The sequence below is a fragment of the Flagellimonas myxillae genome (genome assembly GCF_023502235.1).
In the GTDB taxonomy this organism is placed as follows: Bacteria; Bacteroidota; Bacteroidia; order Flavobacteriales; family Flavobacteriaceae; genus Flagellimonas; species Flagellimonas myxillae.
Genome location: NZ_JAMFLY010000002.1, coordinates 304,501 through 328,208 on the forward strand (window position 1 = coordinate 304,501; position 23,708 = coordinate 328,208).

Below are 23,708 nucleotides of genomic sequence, written 5' to 3' on the forward strand. Positions count from 1 at the left end.
AAGCTGTTTTTTGTACTTTGTGTTTTTGAAGTTTATATCGAAGTAAATCCCATTTATCTTGAAGCATACGGAAGATAGGTTTGTTATTGCCTTTTATAATCTGGAGAATTTTTTCGACACCCATGACGACCCCCACACTTTGGATGATGATTTTACCCCAGAAGGGAGAAAGGCATGGAACGAAACTAGATTTAGAAAAAAATCGAAAAAGCTGGCAAGGACGATTTCCCTGATAGGGAAGGATTACAGTTCCGAAGTTCCCGTTTTGGTTGGTGTGGCCGAGGTGGAAAACAAAAAGGCCTTGGAGGCAATTTTAAAGGTTAAGGCTTTAAAGGAGGTGGATTACGACTATGTGCATTTTGATTCCCCGGATGAGCGGGGCATAGACACCGCGTTGATTTACCATAAATCCCATTTTAAGGTGCTGGATGCCGAGACCATTCCACTAATGATTTCCAACGGGGACGGGGAAAGGGATTATACACGGGATATTCTTTATGTTCATGGAAAGCTGCATGAAGAGGAGGTACATCTTTTTGTGAACCATTGGCCATCCCGAAGGGATGGAGCGGATGAGACCGAACACAAACGAATCAAAGCCGCAGAAACAGTCTTGAGAAAGATTGAAGGCCTTCAGGAAGAAAACCCCAACTGCATCATTATGGGTGACTTTAACGATGACCCCAATTCACCGAGCATCCAAAGGCTTATGGATTCTGGGAGGTTTGTAAACCCCATGCAACAACTTTTGTCCCCGAAATCCGGGAGTGCCAATTATAAAGGGGAGTGGAGCTTGTTCGACCAAATTATACTTTCCCATAGTTTTTTGAACTACGAGGCCGGCACCCACAGTTTTAAAATGGCAAAGATATTTGCTCCTAAATTTTTAAAGGAGTGGAAGGGAAAATATAAAGGCAATCCGTTTAGGACTTTTGTGGGCAAAAAATATCTGGGAGGGTATAGTGATCACTTTCCGGTTTATGTAGTATTGAAGGAAAACAATTAAAATTTAAAAGAAAGAAAAATACTACACCACAACATTTGATAGTTTCACAACACACAATTTTCTAACTCCGTGTATTTCGTCGAAATAAAGGGTGTTTTCGTCGATGGAATACCAGCTCATTCTATTTTTGTAGTCCAAATCTTACTTAACCAAAATTATGGACGGCAAAAAACCTACATGGGCAACAGGACTTTTTTCTTCCGCTTTATTACTTCTTTTCAACCTTTATTTGGGTCATGGACAGACCGATGATCAAAGAACGCTGATACGCTCCAGTTATGATCAGGGTAAGATGGAAGCTCTTATTTCCGAAATGAAGGAAGAATATCAAACCAAGGTTTCCAGAATCAACAACATAATTGTTAGCAAGGGATGGAAGCATTCCGAAAAACAGAAAGATGGTACTGTTGTCGCCCTTAAAGATTTTGGGCCTGATGGCACCCCGTTATTCTATACTACTTTAAACGACCCCTCCAAGCAGGTCTCGCGCGCGCATACGTTGTATACCAATGGTCTTTTGGATTTGGGACTGGATGGTAAGGGAATGTTTGTGGGTATTTGGGATGCTGGAGTGGCCCGTACGACCCATCGGGAATTTGATGGCAGGGTGGTCGTTGGTGACGCATCCGAAGAGGTGGACGAGCATGGCACCATGGTGGCAGGGAATTTAGTTTCCTCTGGAGTAAAGCCCAACGCCAAGGGTGTTGCCTATAGGGCAAATGCCGTTTCGCACAACTGGACGCGGGATAAAATTGAAGTGGCCGAAGCCGCTTCCAATGGCTTGCTTTTAAGCAATCATTCCTATGGCATTATGTCGGACCGCGTACCGGACTGGTACTTTGGTGCCTACATTAAGGTTTCGCAAGATTGGGATAAAATAATGTACAATGCTCCCTATTATCTTATGGTGACCGCTGCAGGTAACTCACAGAGATCCATGGACAATGAAAGTCCCATTTATGGCAAAACCTCTGATGGCTTTGATTTGTTGTTGGGATTTAACACGGCAAAAAATGGGCTTACCGTAGCGGGGGCCTATACCGATGTAAGTAATAAGGGCGAGCTTAAAAATACCGAGGTGGCCGCTTACAGTAGTTTGGGGCCTGTAGATGATGGAAGGATTAAACCAGACTTGGCAGGAGATGGTTCCTCTATATTGTCCACGTCTTCGGATGGGGACAAGAGCTATATTACTTCCTTTGGAACTTCCTTAGCAGCGCCGGGAGTAACGGGGTCACTTTTGTTACTTCAACAATATCATGTAAAATTGTTCGGAGAATTTATGAAAGCAGCAACTCTTAAAGGGTTGGCCCTGCATACTGCGGATGATGTTGATGCCAAGGGACCCGATTATAAAATGGGATGGGGCGTGATGAATGCCAAGGCTGCGGCCGAACTTCTTCAGAACAAGGACTACAGTTGCTTGGTTGAAGAGCAGACCCTTTTGGACGGAGAATCGTATTCCGTGACCATAGAGGCAAAGCAAGGAGAAGATTTGTTTGCATCAATTTCCTGGACAGATCCTGAAGGAGAGGCAATCAACAGGGGAGTGCTGAATGATGGAGCAGCAGCATTGACCAATGATTTGGATATTCGCATCACAAAAAATGGAGAAACTTTCTTGCCTTGGAAGCTAGATCCAAAACAAGCGGCCAAGGCCGCCAACAAGGGGGACAATCTTGTGGACCCTTATGAGCGTATCGAGATACCCAATGCCAACGGACAATATACCTTGACCATTTCCCATAAGGGAAGTTTAAAAAATGGGATTCAGGATTTTTCCTTGATTGTTTCCGGAGTAAAGGCCTCACTGTGCAGTGTTGAGATTCCAGAAAACTTGAATTTGGTATCCTCGAACGACAATGGAGTATCGATCAGCTGGGACGAAGCTGAGGAAACCCTTTTTGAACTTCAATACAAAACGTACAGCGACTTGGATTGGCATAGCCAAATACTTTGGGAAAACAACTTGGACCTTACCCATTTAACGCAAGGCCAAGTATATCAAGTAAGATTACGTTCAATATGTACTGAAAATGCGGTTTCAGAGTTTTCAGATGAGATTCAGTTTGAGTTTAAAGGAGCGGATACCGAAGTTTTTGAATATGAGCGGCTGGGCCACAACGAGGCCTTGGAAGTGACTATTTTTCCCAATCCAGCGGTAGATAGCATTACGGTGGAGGCCAAATTATCCAAAGATGCCGTCTACAGTATAGTAACCACTTCGGGCAACATCATTAAGAAAGGGCAGGCGAGGGGCCCAATAGATGTGAGCTGTTTAGCTTCTGGACTTTACGTTTTGGTGGTGCAAGACCATGCAGGTCTTAAGAGTACCAAGTTTTATAAAAGTTGATCATGATTTACTCTATGAGATTTCGGTCCGAGGGGATTGTTTCATCCCATAGGAAAACCCGGCAAGCCCCCTTGCTAGCATACTTTTACACATCTTCAACAAAAAAAATCGCATTGTTGTTTAGATCATAGAACCCAAATTCATGAGTGTTCCATGGAGTGTTTCGTCGCAACTTGTGGTCTGGCACCGTCCCCCTTTGGACAAATTCTTCAAAAATCGGCTGGATGTTCTTTACGAAAATCTTGATCACGGAACCTCCCAAGAGAGGGTCATCTTCGGTATCGGCATGCCACTGTAGGTGGAGATGAAGGTTTTCCCTTTTAAGACAGGCATACATTTCGTCTTTGGATAATGTTTCAAACCCCAGGTGTTTGAGGTACCAAGCCACATCCCGTTCTATGTTTTGGGATGGCAATACTGGGGTTATTTCGAGAAGTTGTGTCATATACTTTTTATTTCTTCATCGGAAAGAAGGGTTTCATTTCTTAGTTTGAGAAGTACTTGGGCGGTGGTGATCACGTCCAATTCACAATAGGAGATGATGCGGTCCAAATCGTTGTTTTTGTAATATACCTCCCTGACCATGCTCCCATCCATGTCTTCCTTGGGGGAAGGGACTCCGAGCACGTGCGCCAACAACTTCAAGGAAGTGAAATGCTTGTAATCACCAAATTTCCAGAGTTCCATGGTATCCAAATGGGGAACCTCCCAGGGTTTTTTTCCGAATAGGTCTAGCTTGTAGGGTAAATTGATGCCATGGATCACCATTCGCCTTGCGATGTATGGAAAATCGAACTCCTTCCCGTTATGGGCACAAAGCAAGTGTTTCGTCTGGCTAAAATGTTCTTGGAGCAAGGTTTTAAATTGTTTCAATAAGCTGGGTTCATCACCATGAAAGGAGGTAACCCTAAAGTTTCGGTTTGAGCCTTTTGAGGTAAAGTATCCCACGGAAATGCAGATGATTTTTCCAAATTCGGCCCAAATTCCAGCGCGTTCATAGAATTCTTCCGGAGTGAATTCATCTTTTCGTTGGTATTGGGTTTTTTGTGCCCAAAGCTGTTGGGTGTTTTGGTCCAACAAATCAAAATCAGGTTGTTGGGGCACAGTTTCGATATCCAAAAAAAGGATATGTTCCAGGTTAAGTTTGTAAAGCATGATAGCGTATTAAAAAAGAGCCATCTGTTTGGCAGGGCTCTCATGTTCCAAAAGCCATTTTTTGCGGTGCAGACCGCCAGCATATCCGGTGAGGTCGCCATTGCTTCCAATTACTCTATGGCAGGGAACAATGATCCAGAGTGGGTTTTTGCCATTGGCAGCAGCTACTGCCCTTATGGCCTTGGGGTCGCCTAAACGTTTGGAGAGCTCAAGATACGAAATTGTTTTTCCGTAGGGGATCTCTTGCAGCAATTCCCATACTTTTTTCTGGAATGGAGTGCCCACTGGGCTCAATTTTAGGTCAAAATTCCGTCGTTGGCCTTCAAAATATTCTCGAAATTGATAGACAGCGTCTTCCAGGACCTCAGGGATTATACCAATAGGTACTTCGTAATTCAAAACCGATACCGATACAAGCCCATTTTCATCACCTTTAAATTCTGAAATTCCAATAGGTGTTTGTAAATAAGCTATTTCCATCACTTTACTTCATTTGAATCTTCAATAAGTCCCAATCGCTTGGCGCGAGATTCCCAGTTCTTTCTGGCTAGGACTTGAAGGTCTTCAACGTTGTCGCTTTCGTCCATTATTTCCAAACCAAGAAGGGTTTCAATCACATCCTCTTGGGTAACAAGCCCGCTGACCGAGCCATACTCGTCCACGACCAAAGAAACATGCTCATTTTGTTCCACAAACTTTTCAAAAAGCATAGGAATAGGCTTGTTTCTATTGGTCACCAAAATTTCCCGTTTAATAGTTCCCAGTTTTTCCTTTCCTTTTTTGTTGATAATGGCTTCGAGCAGTTCGTCCTTTAGGAAAAAACCCGTGATGTTGTCCATACTGTTTTTATAAAGTGGAATTCTGGAAAAGCGCAATGGTCTATTGGCCTCAAAAAACTCTTGGATCGTAGTATCTTCCGAGGCTATTTTCATAACAGTTCTTGGTGTCATCACGTCTTTGGCCAGGATTTCGTCAAATTTCAATAGGTTTTTGATGACTTTGGACTCAGATTCCTGAAACACTCCTTCCTCATGGGCAATTTCAGTCATTGCTGTAAAATCCTCCCTGCTAAGGACACTTCCATGATGTCCTTTTTTGCCAATAAGTCTGGTGAACAATTGCAAAAGCCAAAGCAATCCCGTCCATTTGAGCAGAAATACCATAATGCGTAAAGCTTTGGCCGTAAAATTGGCTAACTGTTTCCAGTATGTGGCACCAATGGTTTTTGGAATAATCTCGGAAGCCACCAAAATCAATATGGTCATTATCGTAGATACCACCCCGACCATCAAATCTTCCGTAAACTCAATGCCAAAGACGGTTCTGGTCGTAGTTCCGTACAAGTTGGCGTAGGCGACTTTGGCCTGCACGCCCACCAAAATGGCTCCTACGGTATGGGCAATGGTATTTAGGGTTAAAATAGCAATTAAGGGTTTGTCAACATCTTTTTTGAGCATTTCCAGCTGCTCTGCATATTCCTTGCCCTCCTGTTTTTTAAGGTTGATGAAGGTTGGGGAGATACTTAGGAGTACGGCTTCCAAAATGGAGCACAGAAATGAGAAAAAAATTGAAATGAAAGCGTAAAAAAGGAGAAGACCCATGCGTTTTATCTAGTTGTACTAAGGTAGCGAATAGGAATGAATTCCAATACGATTATTGAACAAGTGCGCTGTAAAAAACATCCTGCAGGGCAGTTCTAATATTGAGTCCGTAAAGCTTGCGATGTGTTCTGGAGGGGTAGACCCTATTGGAAAGAAAAATAAATACCAATTGGTTTTCTGGGTCGGCCCAGACAAAAGTTCCAGTAAATCCACCATGTCCAAAGCTTTTAGGACTTGCTTTTGGAGAGGGATATGCATCTGCGATTGCCAATGTATCGTTGCCCAATAGGGGTTTGTCGAAGCCCAGCCCCCTTCGATTTTCGTTTTCTGGATACTGGACTTGGATAAAGTCTTCAACCACCGATTTGGAAATAATCTGTTCTCCATCCAAGGTGGCGCCCATATTTTGGTAAAACAGCATGATTTTTGCCAAATCCTCCGCGGTACCAAACAGACCCGCATTACCAGAAACCCCACCCAAAAGGGAGGCATTTTCATCGTGCACCCAACCATGAGTCAAATCTTTCCTAAATAAAGTATCCATCTCTGTGGGTACAATTTTATTCGGGAAGTTCTTGGTCATGGGATTAAAGCCCAAGGTCTTGCTGCCTATGGGGTCGTAAAAGGTGTTCTTCAAATAAGTTTCATAATCTGTTCCGGTGAGAGTGGAAATAAGTTCTGGGTAAATCAAAAAGGTAAGTCCGGAATAGCGATACTTTTTTTCAGGAGAAACCTTGGAGCGATTGATCATCCGGTAGACTTTTCTTAGAAACCTATTTTTAACATATAGCCCTTCATACACCTGCTTTTGAAATTTTTTGGAAGGCTCAGTGCGGACAAAACGTTTCTTTATTTTTCCATTTTTCATCGCCTTGTCCAGGAAAATTATATAGGGCACCAAGCCTGCTTGATGGCTCAGAATCTCTCGTAGGGTTAAGTCTTTTTTGTCCTTACGTTTGGCCCAAGGCTTCCAGTAAGTGCTGAATGGAGCATCCAGGTTTAGTTTTTTTTCGTCGACCAATTTCATAAGCGCGGGAAGGGGACCTGTGATTTTGGTCACCGAAGCCAAATCGTAAATATCATCGAGACCAACTTTTTGGACACTGTCGTAGGTATGGTAACCATATGCCTTGTGAAACACAACCGTATCGTTTTTGGCCACTAGAACTTGTGCCCCCGGAAAAGCTTGTTCCATTATCCCCAGTTGCATTATGGAGTCCACCTGGTGGTTAATGAATGTTTCATCCATTCCAGCTTCTTCAAGACTCCTATAATTCAAAGGGGTTTGGGCTATGCCTAAGTAAATACATCCTAAAAGGCAAATCAATAGTAGGGTTGGGTTTTTCATTTGTAGTCGGATTGGATTGTAAAATTAGGCTAAAACACTAAAGGTTACACCATTGTGGAACGACTTGGTCAAATGTTTTACATTTTTCTTAATTTACTTGTGCTGTTCATCCAATCAAAAATGAAACAAATACGCTTTATAGTTGTATTGAGTGCCTGTCTTCTATTGTGCCCTAAACATTCCTTTGCCCAAGACAAATTAGAGGCATCCAAACTGGCCAATGCGGAAAAGATCTATTTGCAACTAAACAATCTGATCCATTCGGTAGGACAAACATTATGGTTCAAGGCGATTGCTGCACGGAGCGCAGATCATCAATTGAGTACGATGAGCGAAGTGTTGTACGTGGAGTTAATCGATTTTGACCAACGTATTGTAGACAAAAAAAAATTGAAACTTGTTGAAGGAATTGGTCATGGGTCGTTTGAATTAAAACCTAGCTATGCGCCTGGAAGATATTTGGTTAGAGCGTATACCGAGTGGAATAAAAATTTTGGCGACGACTTTATTTTTTCGGAATACATTGAGATCACCAAAGCCGAAATTGTCCAAGAATCCAACAAGGCCATAAACAATATAGTGCTCACCGAATTGCCAGGGGATAGCATTCAGTTGAGTGCGACCATTCTACCGCGTTTGATCGATCCAAATTTTAGAGGGAAACTGAAAATGATCATAGAAACTGATGACATTAAAGATTCTGTAATTCTGGAAAGAAATAGAAAAAAGATATATCAACTCAATTATGTCATTCCCAAGGATACTTATCAAGCTAAACTAAAACTGGCCTTGGAAGGAATCAAGATAAAGAACAACAATATTGCCTTCGTAAATTCCTATAACCGCACAGTAATAGTGGATAAGGACAAAATTGATCTTCAGTTCTTTCCGGAAGGAGGGCAAATGATTCATAATGTAGAAGGTTTAGTGGCCTTTAAGGCCATTGATTTTAATGGACAGGGAGTACCCGTTTCTGGAGTTATCGTGGATAAAAATGATGCGGTCGTTACTACATTTAAAAGCAATAATCTGGGAATGGGAACCGTCGCTCTTAACGGAGATGCAAGTGAAACCTACCATGCTCAAGTAGTTGTTGGCGACAAGGTATATAGCTACCCTCTCCCGAGAGTTTTGGTACAAGGATATGCCTTGAAAGTGGTTTTTGCTGGAAAAAATGCATGGATGCAAGTGCAATCGAACCGAACAATCGATAAGAAGATCTATATCACTGTTGAGCGCAGAGGGATAAGATACAAACAGCTTGAGTTGGAGCACAAAAACCAGTTATCTAAAGTAAAGATACCAAGAGACAGTCTCCCCGAAGGCATTGTCAAAATAACAATCTTAAACGAAGAACGTGTGCCGGTTTGCGAACGTCTAATTTTTAATGAATCGAACCAAAAGCGCTTGTGCTTGGATGTAAAATCAATCCAAAAAACTTACGAACAACGGGAAAAAGTGGCAATTGGGATTACCACTTTAGGGGAAGAGAACAAGCCCGAGTTGGCAAATACTTCGGTTTTGGTTTTGAACAAGGCCATAGCAGACCAGGAAGCTATTCGCCCCAATATTTTATCCTATTTTTTGTTGACCTCGGAACTCAAAGGCGTCATCGAAAAACCAAATTATTATTTTGATTCCAAGAATCCCACGCGATTGAGAGACATGAACGCTTTGATGCTGACCCAGGGGTGGCGTTCTTACAAATATCAAAAGTTTGATCAGGGGGTTGATTACGAACACAAACCGGAAAAAGGCCTGTATGTTTCTGGAACTATAGTGGAACTCTTAAACAGTAAGCGGAAGCGAAAGAAAGAGGTTGATTTGACCATGATGGCCTTCGGGGACCCCAAACAGGTTTTTACCCATACCGTAGACAGTTTGGGCCAGTTTCACTTTACCATTGATGACACCTACAAGGAAGAATTGGAACTATTGTTTCAAACAAAAAAGGAAAATGGAAAGAAGAAGGAATATACCATTTCCATCAATACACCGAAACCTCCCCGAATTGGATATGATGAAAAAAAGGCGGTCTTGACTGCTGACACCCTTATATCCAAACAGTACATTGATAAGATCCTGGATCAACAAGGAATGGAAGAAGCGTTTGAAGTTGGGGAAAACACCATACGCTTGGACGAGGTGGAACTTACGGACTATCGATTAACCCCAGAGCGGCAAAAAATGATGGATCTGCATGGTGAGCCAGATCTGGTTATAGAGGACAAAGAACTGCATCAGGAAATAAAAAAATGGTCGCATGGACTTTTTAGCGTCCTGCAGTTTAGCTATCCCGACGATATTTACATTAGGCAGGTAGGAAGATTGGAGAACCGGTTTCAAGTCGCAACTGCGATGGGGAGCGATTTTTCATTTATAATAATTGATGGCATTCCGGTCCAAATTGAAAACTATTCCTTAATTGGCACCTTACCAACGGAAGAGATAATGAGCGTGGAAATCATCCAAAATCCGAAGTATCCCAGGCGATATATTTCGCAAGTTTTTGGAACTCCTTTGGCGTTGGACCCTTCGGTCCGAATTTCCTTCATAAATATCTTTACTTATTCCAAAAAGGGTCTTTTTAGCGTCCAGAGAACCATAGGGATGAACAAAAAAGCCATTCAAGGATTTTCTCCGCAGAAGGAATTTTACACCCCAAAATATGATAATCTAGAACCATCCGATTGGAGTATCCCCGATATGAGACCTATGGTATATTGGAACCCAAATGTAACCTCCAATAAGTTAGGGAAGGCTACTATAGCATACTATAATGGCGATGATATTGGGGAAATGCTCGTTGTTTTGGAATCCATTACCAAGGAAGGCAAAATAGGTTACAGGCAGTTCTCCTATACGGTCACGGAAAATCTAAGTAAGTAACTGCACTACGTCCTTGGCAAAATAACTGGCTACGATATTAGCCCCTGCCCTTTTTATGGCAAGGAGTTGTTCCATCATCACCGCATCATGATCCAACCAGCCTTTTTCAGCTGCCGCTTTTAACATGGCATATTCGCCGGAAACTTGATACACGGCGACGGGCACATCCACCTCATTTTTAATTTCCCGAACAATATCCAAATAGGGAAGACCTGGCTTTACCATGACGATGTCGGCACCTTCGTCCACATCCATTTGGGTTTCCCGAATGGCCTCGAACCGATTGGCAGGATCCATCTGATAGGTCTTTTTATCCTTGGGCACGTTTTCAATATCTACTGGGGCAGAATCCAGGGCATCGCGGAAGGGGCCGTAATAAGCACTAGCGTATTTGGCGGAGTAGCTCATAATTCCAATGTTGTGGAAACCTTCGTCTTCCAGCGCTTCACGAATGGTCATGATCCGACCATCCATCATATCGCTTGGTGCTACAAAATCCGCTCCAGCTTGGGCATGTGAAACACTCATTTCGGCCAGTACCTCGGCAGTTTCATCATTTAGAATTTGACCCTCGGCCACTATGCCGTCATGCCCATAAGAGGAAAAGGGATCAAGTGCAACATCGGTCATGACCAGCATTTCCGGGCATGCATTTTTTATGGTTTTAATGGCCCTTTGCATTAAACCTTCGGGATTAAGGGCTTCTGTTCCTTTATTGTCCTTCAGATTTTCAGGCACCTTTACAAACAACAATACAGCGCAAAGTCCCATTTTCCATAATTCACTGACCTCTTTTTCCAAATGGTCCAAACTCATTCTATAATAATTGGGCATGGAAGGAATCTCTTCCTTGACCCCTTTGCCTTCTACCACAAAAAGGGGCACCAAGAAATCATCTGGGGTGATTACGGTTTCACGAACCAATCTTCGTACGGATTCGGTTGCTCTTAATCTTCTATTTCTTACAAGTGGATACATGTGCGGATGTATTTAAAGCCAATGCTTGATAATTGTTTCTATTTCTTCAACGGGCCTATGTCCAAACCAGTGGTCAAGAATGGTATTTTCTTGGTCAAAAAGTACAAAAGTTGGAGTTCCCCTGAATTGATTCAATGTAAAAGTAACAGGGATTATGGGATTCCTGTTTAGGTAGTCCTTTATATTTTGATCAAATTGCTTTTGTTCCTCTATTGAGGCATCGCTATAATTTGGAAAATGGTTCCCAATATGGGTTATATTTTCTGGGTTGATAAACGAAGCATCACTCAACACATCCATGGTGATTGGGAAATTTATTGTTGGAAGTTGTAGGTCATTGGGGTGGGCTTCAAAGGCTTTTTTGGTTTCACCAACCAAAATCTTTTCTTCCAGTAGCAAGCGGGTATGCTCTTCGGTGTTAAGTTGAAAATCCTCAAAGGCGGTGGACATTCCCAAAAAATTGATTTGGTCCTGGTACTTTTCGGACAAGTGGTTCATGATTGGAAAGCCATAGAAAAAACATCCAGGGCAGTTCACCTGGAAAACAAACAGAAGATTGCGCTTGCCAAGGGAGAAATTACCTTGTAGAAGGGATGAATATTCCAGTCTCAGTTTTTTCATGCTGTTAATCACGGCTTGACACGAATTTCTCGAATTTTTGCAAATGGAGTTGCGTGTTCGTTGTTTGTCAGATATTGGGTTTAGATTTCAATTTCTCCAATGAGATAAGGCACGGCCTTTCCGGAAATTTTGACACGCTCTCCCAAAAACTCACAGATCAAATCTCCTCCTCTTTTTGATAGTTGTTTTGCTGTTAGTTTGGTTTTGCCCAGAACCTTGGCCCAATAGGGGGTCATGGTCGTATGGGCGGATCCAGTTACCGGGTCTTCGGGGATTCCGCATTGTGGGAAAAAGGCCCTGGACACAAAATCGACCTTGTCCCCTGGGGCGGAAACGATCACTCCCCTACAATCCAGTTGGTTCAGTAAATGAAAATTGGGGGAAATTGCTTCAATTTCCTGTTGGGAATTGTATATCAATAGGTAGTCGGTCTTGCCTTTTATTGTTTTGATGGGTGTTAGTCCGATGGCGTTGTTTATTTCTGATATTCCCCTTAAGGAAGCTGTTTGGTCCGTTGGAAAATCCAGAGTCATTAACCCATTTGCATGGCGCTCAACAGACAGGGCTCCGCTTCGCGGTGAGTGAAAGTTGATGATTTTCTCAGGAACCCCATGATAGTGGAATAGTACATAGGCCGTGGCCAAGGTAGCATGTCCACATAAATCCACTTCGGTTTCCGGGGTAAACCAACGCAGCTCAAACAGGTTGTTTTTTTGTACGACAAAGGCGGTTTCGGCCAAATTATTTTCTTCGGAAATTTGCTGCATCAATTGGGAGTCCAACCAAGAATCGAGAATGCACACAGCCGCGGGATTTCCTCCAAAAACATGGTCTGTAAAGGCGTCTATTTGGTATAATGTTAATTTCATTTCTAGTCTACAGCTTACGGTTTATAGCTATAAGTCTTGCTTTATCTTTATTAAGGAAGCCAACATTTTCTTTATCTCCTGGATTTTTGACGATAAGTTACTAAACTGTTTGTCGTTAATAAAGTTTAATTCCTTGGATAGCATGATAAGATAATCCAACTCAAGGGCAGAACCTGAAGAAATGTAAAGAAACCGAGTCAACTCTTTTTGAGTTTCTCTACCACAACCTTCTGCAATAATAGCTGGAATGGATATAACCACTCTATTGATTTGTGACACCAAACCGAATTGTTCTTTTTGAGGGAAAGCACCGGTGGCTCGATACACTTCAATTACCAAAAGATGCGCCTTTTGCCAAACTTTGTAATTTCTATAATCGACCATAAGCTGTATTGCTTAAAATTTTTACCGTAAGCTGTTTACGGTATGCTTAATTAACCCACTCTTTGGGTGTTTGTAAAACATTGATCAAGTTCTCCTCCTTACTGCCAGGTTCCGGATGATGATCATAGTGCCATTGTACATGGGGGGGAAGGCTCATTAGAATACTTTCAATACGGCCATTGGTTCGCAATCCAAATAGGGTTCCTTTGTCATGGACCAGGTTGAATTCCACATAACGCCCACGACGGATTTCCTGCCAATCCCTTTGTTTTTGATCAAATGCAAGCTCTTTTCTTTTTGTAACGATTGGTATATAAGCTTCTAGAAAACTATCACCGACTTCTGTAACAAAGTTGTACCAATCCTCCATCTCCATCGCTTCTGATTTTTTGCAGTAATCGAAAAAAAGTCCGCCCACTCCACGGGCTTCATTTCTGTGTGAATTCCAGAAGTACTCATCGCACCTTTTTTTATATGCGGCATAAAACTCAGAATCATGGGCATCGCATGCTTTTTTGCACACCGTATGGAAATGCTTCGCATCCTCTTCAAATAAATAATATGGGGTTAGATCTTGCCCTCCACCAAACCATTGATCTACAATAGCACCGGTTTTGTCATACATTTCAAAATAGCGCCAATTGGCATGGACCGTAGGCACCATGGGGTTTTTGGGGTGGAGAACTAGACTTAATCCGCAGGCAAAAAAATCGGCATCTTTTACACCGAAATATTGTTGCATGCTCATGGGGAGCTCGCCATGCACGGCAGAAATGTTGACACCTCCCTTTTCAAAAACATTGCCATTCTGGATTACTCGAGTCCTTCCACCACCGCCTTCTGGACGTTTCCAAAGATCTTCCTGAAACTTCGCCTTGCCATCCACTTCCTCCAGCTTGGAGGTAATCGCATCTTGCAAATTTTGAATGTAAGCGTAAAATTTATCCTTCATTATTCTTCAATTATGTGGACCAATGTGTTCTTGTGATTATCAAGTGCCGCTTCCCGATCAACCAGGATGGAATCGGCTGCCATTTTCGCTATGGTATCCACTGCTTCATCTTCTGACCTTTGTGAATTATCCTTAAAAAGTAAACGACCAATTTGGTTATTATGCAAATCCATTTTTTTGGCCAACTCCTTATTGGGAAATGCCGCTTCGTGCCAGTTGGTTATTTTTTCGGTCCAGGCTAAAACCTTATCCAAATTTTTGTTCCAATTTTGACATTCCTTGGCTATGAGATAATTCCATAGTGCATGTCGAAAAGCATTGGCAATTCCATTTTTATGATGCGCTGTTCCATACAAAGCAGTGGAAATTCGCATACTTTTTTTTGTGGCTTTCAGGGTTGGTAAAACAAACAAGGGATACCAAAATCCAAGGAAGACGACATGCGCCAACATTTTAGGCCTGACCCGTTTTAATACCCGTACCGGATTCACCCTTTGAACTCTTTTACCGCATCTATGAAGGCCTTGGCGTTTTCCAATGGAATGGTTGGAAGAATACCATGACCGAGGTTCACGATATACCTATCCTTGCCAAATTCCCTTATCATCTGGGTCACCATCTCTTTTATTTTGTCGGGCGGAGATAATAGTCGCGCAGGATCAAAGTTGCCCTGGAGGGTAATGTTGCCTCCAGATAAATAACGTGCGTTTTGGGCGGAGCAAGTCCAATCCACTCCCACGGCCGAAGCTCCGGATTGGGCCATTTCACGAAGTGCGAACCAACAACCCTTTCCAAAGACGATTACGGGAGCTTCATCCTTCAATGCATCAACGATCTGTTGGATGTAGGGCCAAGAAAATTCTTTATAGTCGACAGGGGAAAGCATACCTCCCCAAGAATCAAATACCTGAACCGCGTTTACACCAGCTTGTACTTTGGCCTTTAGATAGGCAATGGTAGTGTCGGTGATTTTTTGCAGCAGTTGATGTGCTGCTTCAGGTTGGGTGAAACAAAAACCCCGGGCCTTGTCAAAACTTTTGCTACCCTGTCCTTCCACACAGTAGCAAAGAATGGTCCAGGGAGATCCTGCAAAACCGATTAGAGGAATTTCATCGTTCAATTTCTCCTTGGTCAAGGTAATGGCTTCCATCACGTAGCCGAGGGTATCCTCGATATTGGGGACTATAACTTTTTGCAAATCCTCCTTATTTCGGATGGGATTGGGAAGGTAGGGCCCAAAGTTGGGCTTCATTTCGACCTCAATGTCCATGGCTTGTGGAATAACCAATATATCGCTGAACAATATGGCCGCATCCATGCCATATCGGCGGATGGGCTGAACGGTAATTTCTGATGCCAGTTCTGGGGTTTGACAGCGGGTAAAAAAGTCGTATTTTTTTCGGAGCTCCATAAACTCTGGAAGGTACCTACCCGCCTGGCGCATCATCCAAACAGGGGGGCGGTCTACTGTTTCTCCTTTCAAAGCTCTTAGGAACAAATCGTTTTTAATCATATTGCTTAAAGTATTTTATGGCTTGGACCAACACGTTTTCCACGGTTGGTTGGTTGGCAATGGTAATTTCCGCGGTATAATTTTTGGCCTCCTCGGCAGTTGAGTTCCCAATACAGAAAAGGCGGCTATTTCCTATGTTGTTCTCTTGAACAAAGCTTTTTATTCCACTAGGGCTAAAAAACATAATGCCATCAAAAGCGCGCTTAAACTGTTTTGGGGTAAGAATGGTATTATAGGTTACAATTTCAGTATACCGAATGTTATTTTTTGACAATTCCCGTGGTAAATCGGGTCTTCTCATATTTCCACAAAAAAACAGAAATTGTCCACTTTTGTGGTTTTTTAGGATAAAATCAGCTAAATCCAGTGCATTTAAGCTCATTTTCACCACTTTTATCCCATTTTCTTCCAATAAGCGTTTTGTTTTTTCGCCTACACAAAAACTCTGGTAGTTCGAATAATTGCGCCCTTTGGAACGATTTAAAAATGCCTGCACAGCATTTTTACTGGTAAAGACCAAATGATCACTTCCCTCGGGAATATCAAAGTCCAAGAATTCGATTTTTAGCGCATTGTGTTCCACAATTCCAATACCCGAATTGAGAAACAGCTCCTTTTGTGCAGGGGTTAGTATTTTAGTGGAGAGCACTGTCTTCATTTCGTATCCCTTCCATCAATTTGTCACCTCCTTTGGCCAAGATTTCTTTTGCATACTCTTCTCCTAGTCGGCTGGCATCCTTCAGAGGAACATTCTTTTTTATACCGATTTTCTTGCTTCCGTCTAAAGAAAATAGGGCACCTTCAAAATATACTTCTTGGTCTTTTAATTGCGCCAAAGCTCCAATGGGTGCGGTACATCCGCCTTCAAGGGTTCTCAAAAAATCCCGTTCAATGGCTGTTGCAACTTCGGATGGGGTATGATTTAGTTTTTGAAGTGCATCCAATGAAAACGTGTCATTTTCCATGGCCACGACCATCATCGCACCTTGGGCAGGGGCCGGAACCATCCAATCCAAGTTCAAGGCCTCCTTGGGTAAAAGTTTTATGCGTTCCAACCCGGCCTTGGCAAAAATCGCACCTTGCCAGTCATTTTCGATAAGTTTTATAAGTCGGGTATTTACATTGCCTCGTAAATCAACCACCTTGTGGGTCGGGAACTTATGTAACCATTGCGCCTTTCTGCGCAAACTTCCTGTTGCAATGGTTGCTGGAATGTCTTTTTCCAAAAACTCAAGTCCTTTATGGACCAGGATATCCTGGGCAACAGCTCTTTCTAAAACCGCAGCCTGAACAATTCCCTTGGGCAGCATGGTTGGAACATCTTTCATGGAATGAACAGCGATGTCCACTTGTCCTTTCAACATGGCGATGTCCAGGGTCTTGGTAAAGATTCCCGTGATTCCCAATTCGTATAGGGGTTTGTCCAAAACCTGATCCCCCGTGGACTTAATAGGTACCAAGATGCTATCGTAACCTAGATCACCCAGTTTTTGCTGCACGGTATTGGCCTGCCAAAGGGCCAGCTCGCTGTCACGGGTACCAATTCGGATGATCTTACTCATTCTGTGAATCGATTTCTAACTGGAACACTTTTTGGATGAGCTCCAAACTGTCTTGGGTGTCCACCCCGGAACTTTTAAGGTGATTGGCAAATTGCTTGGTTATTTTTTGAATAATCCGACCGGAGATAAGTTCGGCCTGATCTTGATCGAAATCCGATAATTTCTTGGAGTGAAAATCGATTTCCTCAGCTTTCATGGTATTTAGTTTGTCCTTTAGCGCATTAATGACCGGGGCAAATTTGCGGGTCTCCAACCATTTCAGAAAGTCTTTTTTAACTTCCTCTATGATGGTCTCTGCTTTGGGAACAAAGGCTCTTCTTTTGGCCAGGGTTTCATCCGTGATTTGGGAAAGTTGATCCAAATGGACAAGGGAAACATTTTCCAATTCCAAGACATCGTCCGACACATTTTTGGGAACGGAAAGATCCAGGATAAGTAAAGGTTTTTTGGCATAGATCAACGCCTTGGAAACTGTTGGAAGTTGGGCGCCGGTGGCCACTACCAGAATATCGGCCTTGCGAATCTCTGTTTGAAGATCACCGTAATCCTTAACGGTCAATTGAAATTTTCCTGCAACTTCCTCCGCTTTTTCCCGGGTTCTATTGATCAGGGTGATGTGCGAGTTGTTGGAATGTTTTACCAGATTTTCGCAGGTGTTTCTTCCGATCTTCCCAGTTCCAAACAACAGGATATTCTTATCGGTAATATTGGGGACATGGTTAAGAATGTACTTTACCGATGCAAAGGCGACCGAGGTGGCTCCCGAAGAAAGTTCGGTTTCATTCTTAATACGTTTACTGGCCTGAATCACGGCATTGCACAATCTCTCAATAAAGGGATTTGCCATTTCATCTTTTTTAGCCCTGTAAAAGCCTTGTTTAATTTGACTGATGATTTCAAAATCCCCGAGAATTTGACTATCCAGACCCGTACCCACCTTGAACATGTGGGCAATGGCATCATGGTTTTTGTACACATAGGCCACTTCCTGAAACTCTTCGACACTGCCTTGGGCCTGGTCGCATAAAAGTTTGATAAGTTGAAAAGGATGTTGGGCAAAACCGTATAACTCGGTCCGGTTGCAGGTAGAAATCGCCAGAAGTCCATCTATTCCCTGTTCTTTGGCTTTGGACATAATCCTATCTATCGATGGAACATCCAAGCTGAACTTTCCCCGAACCTCGGCATCTGCCTTCTTATAGCTCAGCCCTATGGCGTAGAACGAATTATGTTTGGAAATATGGTAACTCCTCATAAAGGATTGAAAATCGCTCACAAATGTAACCTCACTATTTTTGAAAAAATAACGCTAGAGGAACAATAAATAACGCAAGACTGCCAATAGAGCCAACTTTTGTTCGTAATTTGCCAAAAACACTAATTTTATTGATGCTTTGAAGGATGTTTCGAGCTATTTAGAGCCATTCTAAATTAAACTATTGAAGAAATTAAACCCAAAGTCAGGATGAAAAATGTCGCTAAAGGTTCATATAGTGAAGTTTTAATTGAAGAAGGCTTTTATGTGCTTAAAATTCAGAACGATACGGATCAGACCCAAATGGTTGAAAGGGAAATTGATAGCTCCTTTATTCAATTTCATTTTTGTTTGAAGGGAGGCGGAAGGTTCAATTTCAATCAAGGAAATTACCAGTTGGAAGTTTCTGAAGAAAACTCGCTGTTGCTCTACAATACCCAAAAAGATCTACCGCTCAACCTGCATTTATTTCCAAATTCTTGGTTGGTATCGGTGGTGATGACCATAAGAAAGTTCCATTCCCTTTTTTCCAGTGAAGCCAATTACATCCCATTTCTAAGTGATGACAACAAGGAAAAGAAATACTACTCCCAAGAGATTGTGTCGCCCGCTATGGCAGTGGTTCTTAATCAACTTATAAACTACAATTTACATCCTTCTATCAAGGAGTTGTACGTTAAGGCCAAGATTTACGAATTAATGTCACTATATTTTAATAAGACCAAGGATGCGGACCTTGAACAATGCCCGTTCTTGGCCGATGAAGACAATGTAAGACGAATTAAAATGGCTAAGGAGATTGTGATTTCCAGAATGTCCGAACCCCCGACCTTGGTAGAACTTTCCAAAGAAATTGGATTGAGCTTGAAGAAATTAAAAGAGGGATTTAAACAAATTTATGGTGATTCTGTTTATGGTTTTTTATTTGATTATAAAATGGAATATGCCCGAAAAATGCTTGAAACGGGAAGTCACAATGTAAATGAGGTAGGGCTAAAAGTTGGATATAGCACAGCGAGCCACTTTATTGCCTCGTTTAAAAAGAAATATGGCACTACACCCAAAAAATATTTAACTTCAGGCACTTAAAAATTTGTCATGAATTCCTACAAGCTTTTATTGCTGGCCCTTTGCATGGCCCTGTTTACAAATGCCCAAGAAAATCCAAATTCAGGTGAAGCCAAAGAAGTAATATTACCAGACTTTGTTTTGGTTTTTAGTAAAACCAGTGGGTTTCGTCATAAATCCATAGAAAAAGGGATGCAGACCATAAGGGAAATTGGGAGAGCCAACAATTTTGTCGCCTTACAAACAGAAACTTCGGCCGATTTTAATGCCGAAAACCTTAATAATTTTAAGTTGGTGATTTTCCTGAGCACCACCATGGATGTACTCAACGATCAGGAACAGGAAGTCTTTAAAAACTATATCAACAAAGGCGGAAACTTTATGGGAATCCATGCCGCCACGGATACTGAATACGACTGGCCCTGGTACGGTAAAATGGTCGGGGCATATTTTGAAAACCATCCCCGGCAGCAGAAAGCCAGAATTGAAGTTGTGGATCGTACCCACCCGGCAACCGTGCACCTAAATGATGAATGGTTTCATTTTGACGAGTGGTACAATTTCATGAATTTAAATCCTGATGTTAACGTGCTCATGAAATTGGATGAGTCCAGTTACGACGGCGGAACCAATGGAGATAACCATCCCATTGCTTGGTACCATACCTACGATGGCGGAAGGGTTTTCTATACCGGATTGGGACACACGGAGGAAGCTTTTGATGATTCCAATTTCAAACAACATCTTTTGGGAGGAATTGAATGGTGCCTAGGGCGAAAGTAACGTAGGTCTTGCGACAATAATTCCAATATTGCTCTTAATTTTTTTTAGATAGTCCACCAAAGGTTCTTCGGTAATGCGTACCGAGCCAGCGCTGGAGGCATGTAATAAGTGGATTCTCCCATTTTGCTTAATGGCAAACCCGGTATGGGAAACATCCAAGCCCTTAATGGAAGTGGCCAGGGCAATGATATCTCCTGATTGGATCAGATGTTCCTGATCTTCAATTTGGTTTTGGGGTAGAACGCATAGACTTTCTTGGGCCAAGTTCTTTTCCACATCCAAAAGGGCAGCGTAGTTGCCATCATCCTCCAAAAATGGATAAAGCGAGCGATGTGTTCCCATAAAGTTGATTGCTTTTTGATGGATTTCCCCACCCATCTCGTTGGTCACATTTCGTACCAGTCCTTTCCTTTCGTTATTTCTTATCCAATCCGTAAAGTAATGTAAACGTGATGGATAGCCGTCCAAAACCCCATTTCTATACCGAATGGTTTTTAGATTTTTGGCGAAATCCCCAAAGTCATCCTGTTGATTTTTGAGAAGGAGGGCAAAAGCAAGTACGTTTTCCACATAGGTGGTGCAATCCAATCCCCTAAGATTGATAACCAAAGATTCCTTTGTTCCAATTTCAAGTGTTTTTTCCACATAAGGTGTATCCAAAAAGGTTTTCCCAATTGCTGTCACCCAGTTAATGTCGGAGACATCTTGGAAGGCCTCAAGTTGTGCCATCTTTTTATCAAAGGCAATGGAATCTTGGGGAGAACACGTTATCTGCCCCACAACCAAATGTGAGACCAAAAACAATAACACAATCAAGAATCTGGAGCACATAATCATTGGATTTTCACCTAAATTAAGATTATCTATGCAGTAATAGGAAACAAATTGAAGGAATCAAATTTTAGATCACCTTCAAATAGTATTTTTGCCGTGCTACAGAATCAACAGCTATGAAAGGAGTGTTACTTGTAAACTTGGGTTCCCCGGATAGCCCTACTGCCAAAGATGTGAAACCGTATTTAGATGAATTCTTGATGGATGAACGGGTTATTGATACCCCGAAATGGTTGCGGAATATTATTGTGCGGGGAATTATTTTACAGACTCGACCCAAAAAATCAGCCGAGGCCTATTCCAAAATCTGGTGGGAGGAAGGATCTCCCTTGATCGTGATTTCGGAACGATTTGCCCAAAAAGTACAGGAACAAACTCAGATGCCTGTGGCCTTAGGGATGCGATATGGCTCCATGAGCATAAAAAAAGGATTACAGGAATTAAAGAACAAGGGTGTGGATGAAGTTTTATTGGTTCCACTTTATCCGCAGTACGCGATGAGTTCCTTTGAGACGGTTGTGGTCAAAACTATGGAAGTGCAAAGTCAAGATTTTCCTGAATTGAAAGTCACCACCTTACCGGCGTTCTATGGCAATCAAGATTACATTGATGTACTTGCAAAAAGCATAGCCAAGGGACTGGAAGGATTTGAATATGACCATATTTTGTTTTCTTATCATGGAATTCCAGAAAGGCATATTAGAAAATCCGATCCCACAAAATTCCATTGCAAAATTGATCAAAGCTGTTGTTCCACCAATTCGGTGGCCCACCATACCTGTTATAGACACCAGTGCTTTGCAACTACAGAGAAAGTAAAAGCGGTTTTAGGATTGGAAGAAGATAAAACGAGTATTTCGTTTCAATCCAGATTACCAAATGATCCTTGGCTAAAGCCCTTCACCGATTTTGAGTTTGAACGCTTGGCAAAAGAAGGAAAAACCAAGTTGGCGGTTATCACTCCGGCTTTTGTTGCCGACTGTTTGGAGACATTGGAGGAGATTGCCATGGAAGGAAAACAACAATTTATGGAGGCTGGAGGGGAATCCTATATCCATATTCCCTGTTTAAATGAAAATGAGGATTGGGTATCTCTTATGGCCAAATGGGTCAATGAATGGGAGGCCAATGCATCCTTACCAGTGTAAATGGCCAAAGTCTCCTCTGACCAATTAGGAACGGAACCCATCGGTAAACTGCTGATCAAGCAAGCAGTACCTGCTTCCATTGGGATTTTGGTCATGTCCCTTAATGTATTGGTCGATTCCGTTTTTGTGGGGAAGTGGATCGGTTCCATCGCCATAGCGGCAATCAATGTGGTGCTTCCCGTTTCGTTCTTTATCGCCGCCTTGGGAATGGCGATTGGAGTTGGAGGTTCCAGCATTATCTCCAGGGCATTGGGTTCTGGGGATAAGGAAAAAGCCCTGAGAACTTTCGGGAACCAGATAGCACTTACCTTATTGCTGACTGTTGGCATGGTGGCCTTGGGACTCTACTTTGTTAATGACCTGATTCCGGCATTTGGGGGAAAGGGAAGCATTTTTCCCTTGGCGAAAATCTACTATACCATTGTCCTCTACGGGGTGCCATTTTTGGCGCTCTGTATGATGGGAAATACAGTGATTCGGGCAGAGGGTAAACCCAAATTTGCGATGATTGCCATGATCATCCCTTCCGTGGGGAATTTGCTCATGGATTATATTTTTATCTATGTATTCGATTGGGGAATGCATGGCGCGGCATGGGCGACCACTGCCGGTTACCTATTTTGTTTTGCCTATATCTTCTACTTTTTCCTTTCCAAGAATTCCGAGTTAAAAATTAATTTTTCCCACTTTTGGTTCAACCTGCCCATCTTATCAGAAATGGGCTCTTTGGGTTTTGTTACCCTGGCCCGGCAAGCGGTGACCAGTGTCACCTACCTACTAATGAACAACATCTTGTTCAATTTGGGAGGAGAGGCCATGGTGGCCGTCTACGCCATTATTGGTCGTATGCTGATGTTCGCCTTTTTTCCGGTCTTTGGGGTCACCCAAGGATTCCTGCCCATAGCAGGCTTTAACTATGGCGCCATGAAGTACGCCCGGGTAAAACAATCCATTTATACGGCAATCAAATATGCCTCCTTGGTCGCAACCTTGGTTTTTGTGGGATTGATGATTTTCCCGGATGCCCTTACAGCACTTTTTCTAAGCAACAAGGATAATTTACCCCTGGAAGAACTGAGAACCAATGCCTTTGTAATGGATCATGCGCCGAATGCCATGCGTATGGTTTTTGCCGCCACTCCAATTATTGCTATGCAATTGATAGGGGCGGCCTACTTCCAAGCCGTGGGAAAAGCAATTCCAGCTTTGCTGCTCACCCTAACGCGTCAGGGGTTCTTTTTTATTCCCCTGATTTTGATTTTGCCGCATTTTATGGGTGAACTTGGGGTTTGGATTTCTTTCCCAATTGCAGATTTCTTGGCCACCGTGGTGACTGGCTTCTATTTACGAAAGGAAATCAAGACAAAACTAAGTGCAGTGCCCCAATAA

23 protein-coding genes are annotated in these 23,708 nt (G+C 42.5%); 7 read left to right on the forward strand and 16 right to left on the reverse strand.

The features are described from left to right. The first annotated feature begins 58 nt into the window (after positions 1–58). Together M3P07_RS09825 and M3P07_RS09830 are read left to right on the forward strand one after the other, a co-directional pair. Positions 59–1,006 (forward strand): endonuclease/exonuclease/phosphatase family protein, encoded by a 948-nt coding sequence (locus M3P07_RS09825; RefSeq protein ID WP_249969737.1) that lies wholly within the window; start codon positions 59–61, stop codon positions 1,004–1,006. Between the two features lie 157 nt (positions 1,007–1,163). Beyond that, entirely contained in the window at positions 1,164–3,359 is a 2,196-nt protein-coding gene (locus tag M3P07_RS09830; protein ID WP_249969738.1) for a S8 family serine peptidase, read from the forward strand. A gap of 85 nt (positions 3,360–3,444) precedes the next feature. Here M3P07_RS09830 and M3P07_RS09835 read toward each other — a convergent pair whose 3' ends face one another. From M3P07_RS09835 to M3P07_RS09855, 5 genes are read right to left on the reverse strand one after another with little or no spacing between them, the layout of a single operon-like run. Further along, a complete protein-coding gene (locus M3P07_RS09835; RefSeq protein WP_249969739.1) occupies positions 3,445–3,804 on the reverse strand; it encodes a VOC family protein in 360 nt (119 codons plus the stop codon). Then, positions 3,801–4,514, reverse strand: coding sequence for a 3'-5' exonuclease (locus M3P07_RS09840; RefSeq protein ID WP_249969740.1), 714 nt, complete (start codon positions 4,512–4,514; stop codon positions 3,801–3,803). Before M3P07_RS09840 ends, M3P07_RS09835 begins: the two co-directional genes overlap by 4 nt. Positions 4,515–4,523: 9 nt before the next feature. Further along, positions 4,524–4,994, reverse strand: coding sequence for a methylated-DNA--[protein]-cysteine S-methyltransferase (locus M3P07_RS09845; RefSeq protein ID WP_249969741.1), 471 nt, complete (start codon positions 4,992–4,994; stop codon positions 4,524–4,526). Further along, positions 4,994–6,115 carry a CNNM domain-containing protein gene (locus tag M3P07_RS09850; RefSeq protein WP_249969742.1) on the reverse strand — a complete coding sequence of 374 codons (1,122 nt, stop codon included), beginning with the start codon at positions 6,113–6,115 and terminating at the stop codon, positions 4,994–4,996. Before M3P07_RS09850 ends, M3P07_RS09845 begins: the two co-directional genes overlap by 1 nt. Before the next feature lie 52 nt (positions 6,116–6,167). After that, entirely contained in the window at positions 6,168–7,463 is a 1,296-nt protein-coding gene (locus M3P07_RS09855; protein WP_249969743.1) for a serine hydrolase domain-containing protein, read from the reverse strand. A 120-nt stretch (positions 7,464–7,583) separates the two neighbouring features. On the opposite strand from M3P07_RS09855, the gene M3P07_RS09860 reads away from it, so the two are divergent. Beyond that, positions 7,584–10,352: a hypothetical protein gene (locus M3P07_RS09860; protein ID WP_249969744.1), complete on the forward strand. Its 2,769-nt coding sequence runs from the start codon at positions 7,584–7,586 to the stop codon at positions 10,350–10,352. Here M3P07_RS09860 and hemB read toward each other — a convergent pair. The 10 genes from hemB to hemA all read right to left on the reverse strand — a co-directional run bounded on the left by hemB (position 10,341) and on the right by hemA (position 18,486). Then, on the reverse strand, positions 10,341–11,330 hold the full coding sequence (hemB, locus tag M3P07_RS09865) for a porphobilinogen synthase (RefSeq protein ID WP_249969745.1): 990 nt from the start codon (positions 11,328–11,330) through the stop codon (positions 10,341–10,343). The two genes, M3P07_RS09860 and hemB, sit on opposite strands and share 12 nt — an antisense overlap. A gap of 12 nt (positions 11,331–11,342) precedes the next feature. After that, the gene (locus M3P07_RS09870; protein WP_249969746.1) at positions 11,343–11,951 is read right to left on the reverse strand and encodes a hypothetical protein; all 609 of its coding nucleotides are present in this window, start codon (positions 11,949–11,951) and stop codon (positions 11,343–11,345) included. Positions 11,952–12,031: 80 nt separating this feature from the next. Beyond that, the gene (locus M3P07_RS09875) at positions 12,032–12,820 is read right to left on the reverse strand and encodes a PhzF family phenazine biosynthesis protein (protein WP_249969747.1); all 789 of its coding nucleotides are present in this window, start codon (positions 12,818–12,820) and stop codon (positions 12,032–12,034) included. Between the two features lie 27 nt (positions 12,821–12,847). Then, positions 12,848–13,204 carry a four helix bundle protein gene (locus M3P07_RS09880; RefSeq protein WP_249969748.1) on the reverse strand — a complete coding sequence of 119 codons (357 nt, stop codon included), beginning with the start codon at positions 13,202–13,204 and terminating at the stop codon, positions 12,848–12,850. 46 nt (positions 13,205–13,250) lie between these two features. Beyond that, a complete protein-coding gene (gene hemF / locus M3P07_RS09885) occupies positions 13,251–14,156 on the reverse strand; it encodes an oxygen-dependent coproporphyrinogen oxidase (protein WP_249969749.1) in 906 nt (301 codons plus the stop codon). Continuing rightward, on the reverse strand, positions 14,156–14,608 hold the full coding sequence (locus M3P07_RS09890; protein WP_417952595.1) for a DUF6973 domain-containing protein: 453 nt from the start codon (positions 14,606–14,608) through the stop codon (positions 14,156–14,158). The genes hemF and M3P07_RS09890 overlap by 1 nt, the downstream gene beginning before the upstream one ends. A gap of 35 nt (positions 14,609–14,643) precedes the next feature. Continuing rightward, a complete protein-coding gene (hemE, locus tag M3P07_RS09895) occupies positions 14,644–15,669 on the reverse strand; it encodes a uroporphyrinogen decarboxylase (RefSeq protein WP_249969751.1) in 1,026 nt (341 codons plus the stop codon). Beyond that, a complete protein-coding gene (locus M3P07_RS09900) occupies positions 15,662–16,327 on the reverse strand; it encodes a uroporphyrinogen-III synthase (protein WP_249969752.1) in 666 nt (221 codons plus the stop codon). Before M3P07_RS09900 ends, hemE begins: the two co-directional genes overlap by 8 nt. Beyond that, positions 16,305–17,231, reverse strand: a complete 927-nt coding sequence (gene hemC, locus M3P07_RS09905; RefSeq protein WP_249969753.1) for a hydroxymethylbilane synthase — start codon at positions 17,229–17,231, stop codon at positions 16,305–16,307. The genes M3P07_RS09900 and hemC overlap by 23 nt, the downstream gene beginning before the upstream one ends. Next, entirely contained in the window at positions 17,224–18,486 is a 1,263-nt protein-coding gene (gene hemA / locus M3P07_RS09910; RefSeq protein WP_249969754.1) for a glutamyl-tRNA reductase, read from the reverse strand. Before hemA ends, hemC begins: the two co-directional genes overlap by 8 nt. Positions 18,487–18,696: 210 nt before the next feature. On the opposite strand from hemA, the gene M3P07_RS09915 reads away from it, so the two are divergent. Then, positions 18,697–19,575 carry an AraC family transcriptional regulator gene (locus M3P07_RS09915; protein WP_249969755.1) on the forward strand — a complete coding sequence of 293 codons (879 nt, stop codon included), beginning with the start codon at positions 18,697–18,699 and terminating at the stop codon, positions 19,573–19,575. Positions 19,576–19,584: 9 nt separating this feature from the next. After that, the gene (locus M3P07_RS09920; RefSeq protein WP_249969756.1) at positions 19,585–20,337 is read left to right on the forward strand and encodes a ThuA domain-containing protein; all 753 of its coding nucleotides are present in this window, start codon (positions 19,585–19,587) and stop codon (positions 20,335–20,337) included. On the opposite strand, the gene M3P07_RS09925 is transcribed toward M3P07_RS09920, so the two are convergent. Then, positions 20,323–21,168: an N-acetylmuramoyl-L-alanine amidase-like domain-containing protein gene (locus M3P07_RS09925; RefSeq protein WP_249969757.1), complete on the reverse strand. Its 846-nt coding sequence runs from the start codon at positions 21,166–21,168 to the stop codon at positions 20,323–20,325. The genes M3P07_RS09920 and M3P07_RS09925 overlap by 15 nt on opposite strands. A 119-nt stretch (positions 21,169–21,287) precedes the next feature. Between M3P07_RS09925 and hemH the strand changes: the two genes are divergently transcribed. Further along, positions 21,288–22,319, forward strand: coding sequence for a ferrochelatase (gene hemH / locus M3P07_RS09930; protein ID WP_249969758.1), 1,032 nt, complete (start codon positions 21,288–21,290; stop codon positions 22,317–22,319). Further along, positions 22,320–23,708 (forward strand): MATE family efflux transporter, encoded by a 1,389-nt coding sequence (locus M3P07_RS09935; RefSeq protein ID WP_249969759.1) that lies wholly within the window; start codon positions 22,320–22,322, stop codon positions 23,706–23,708.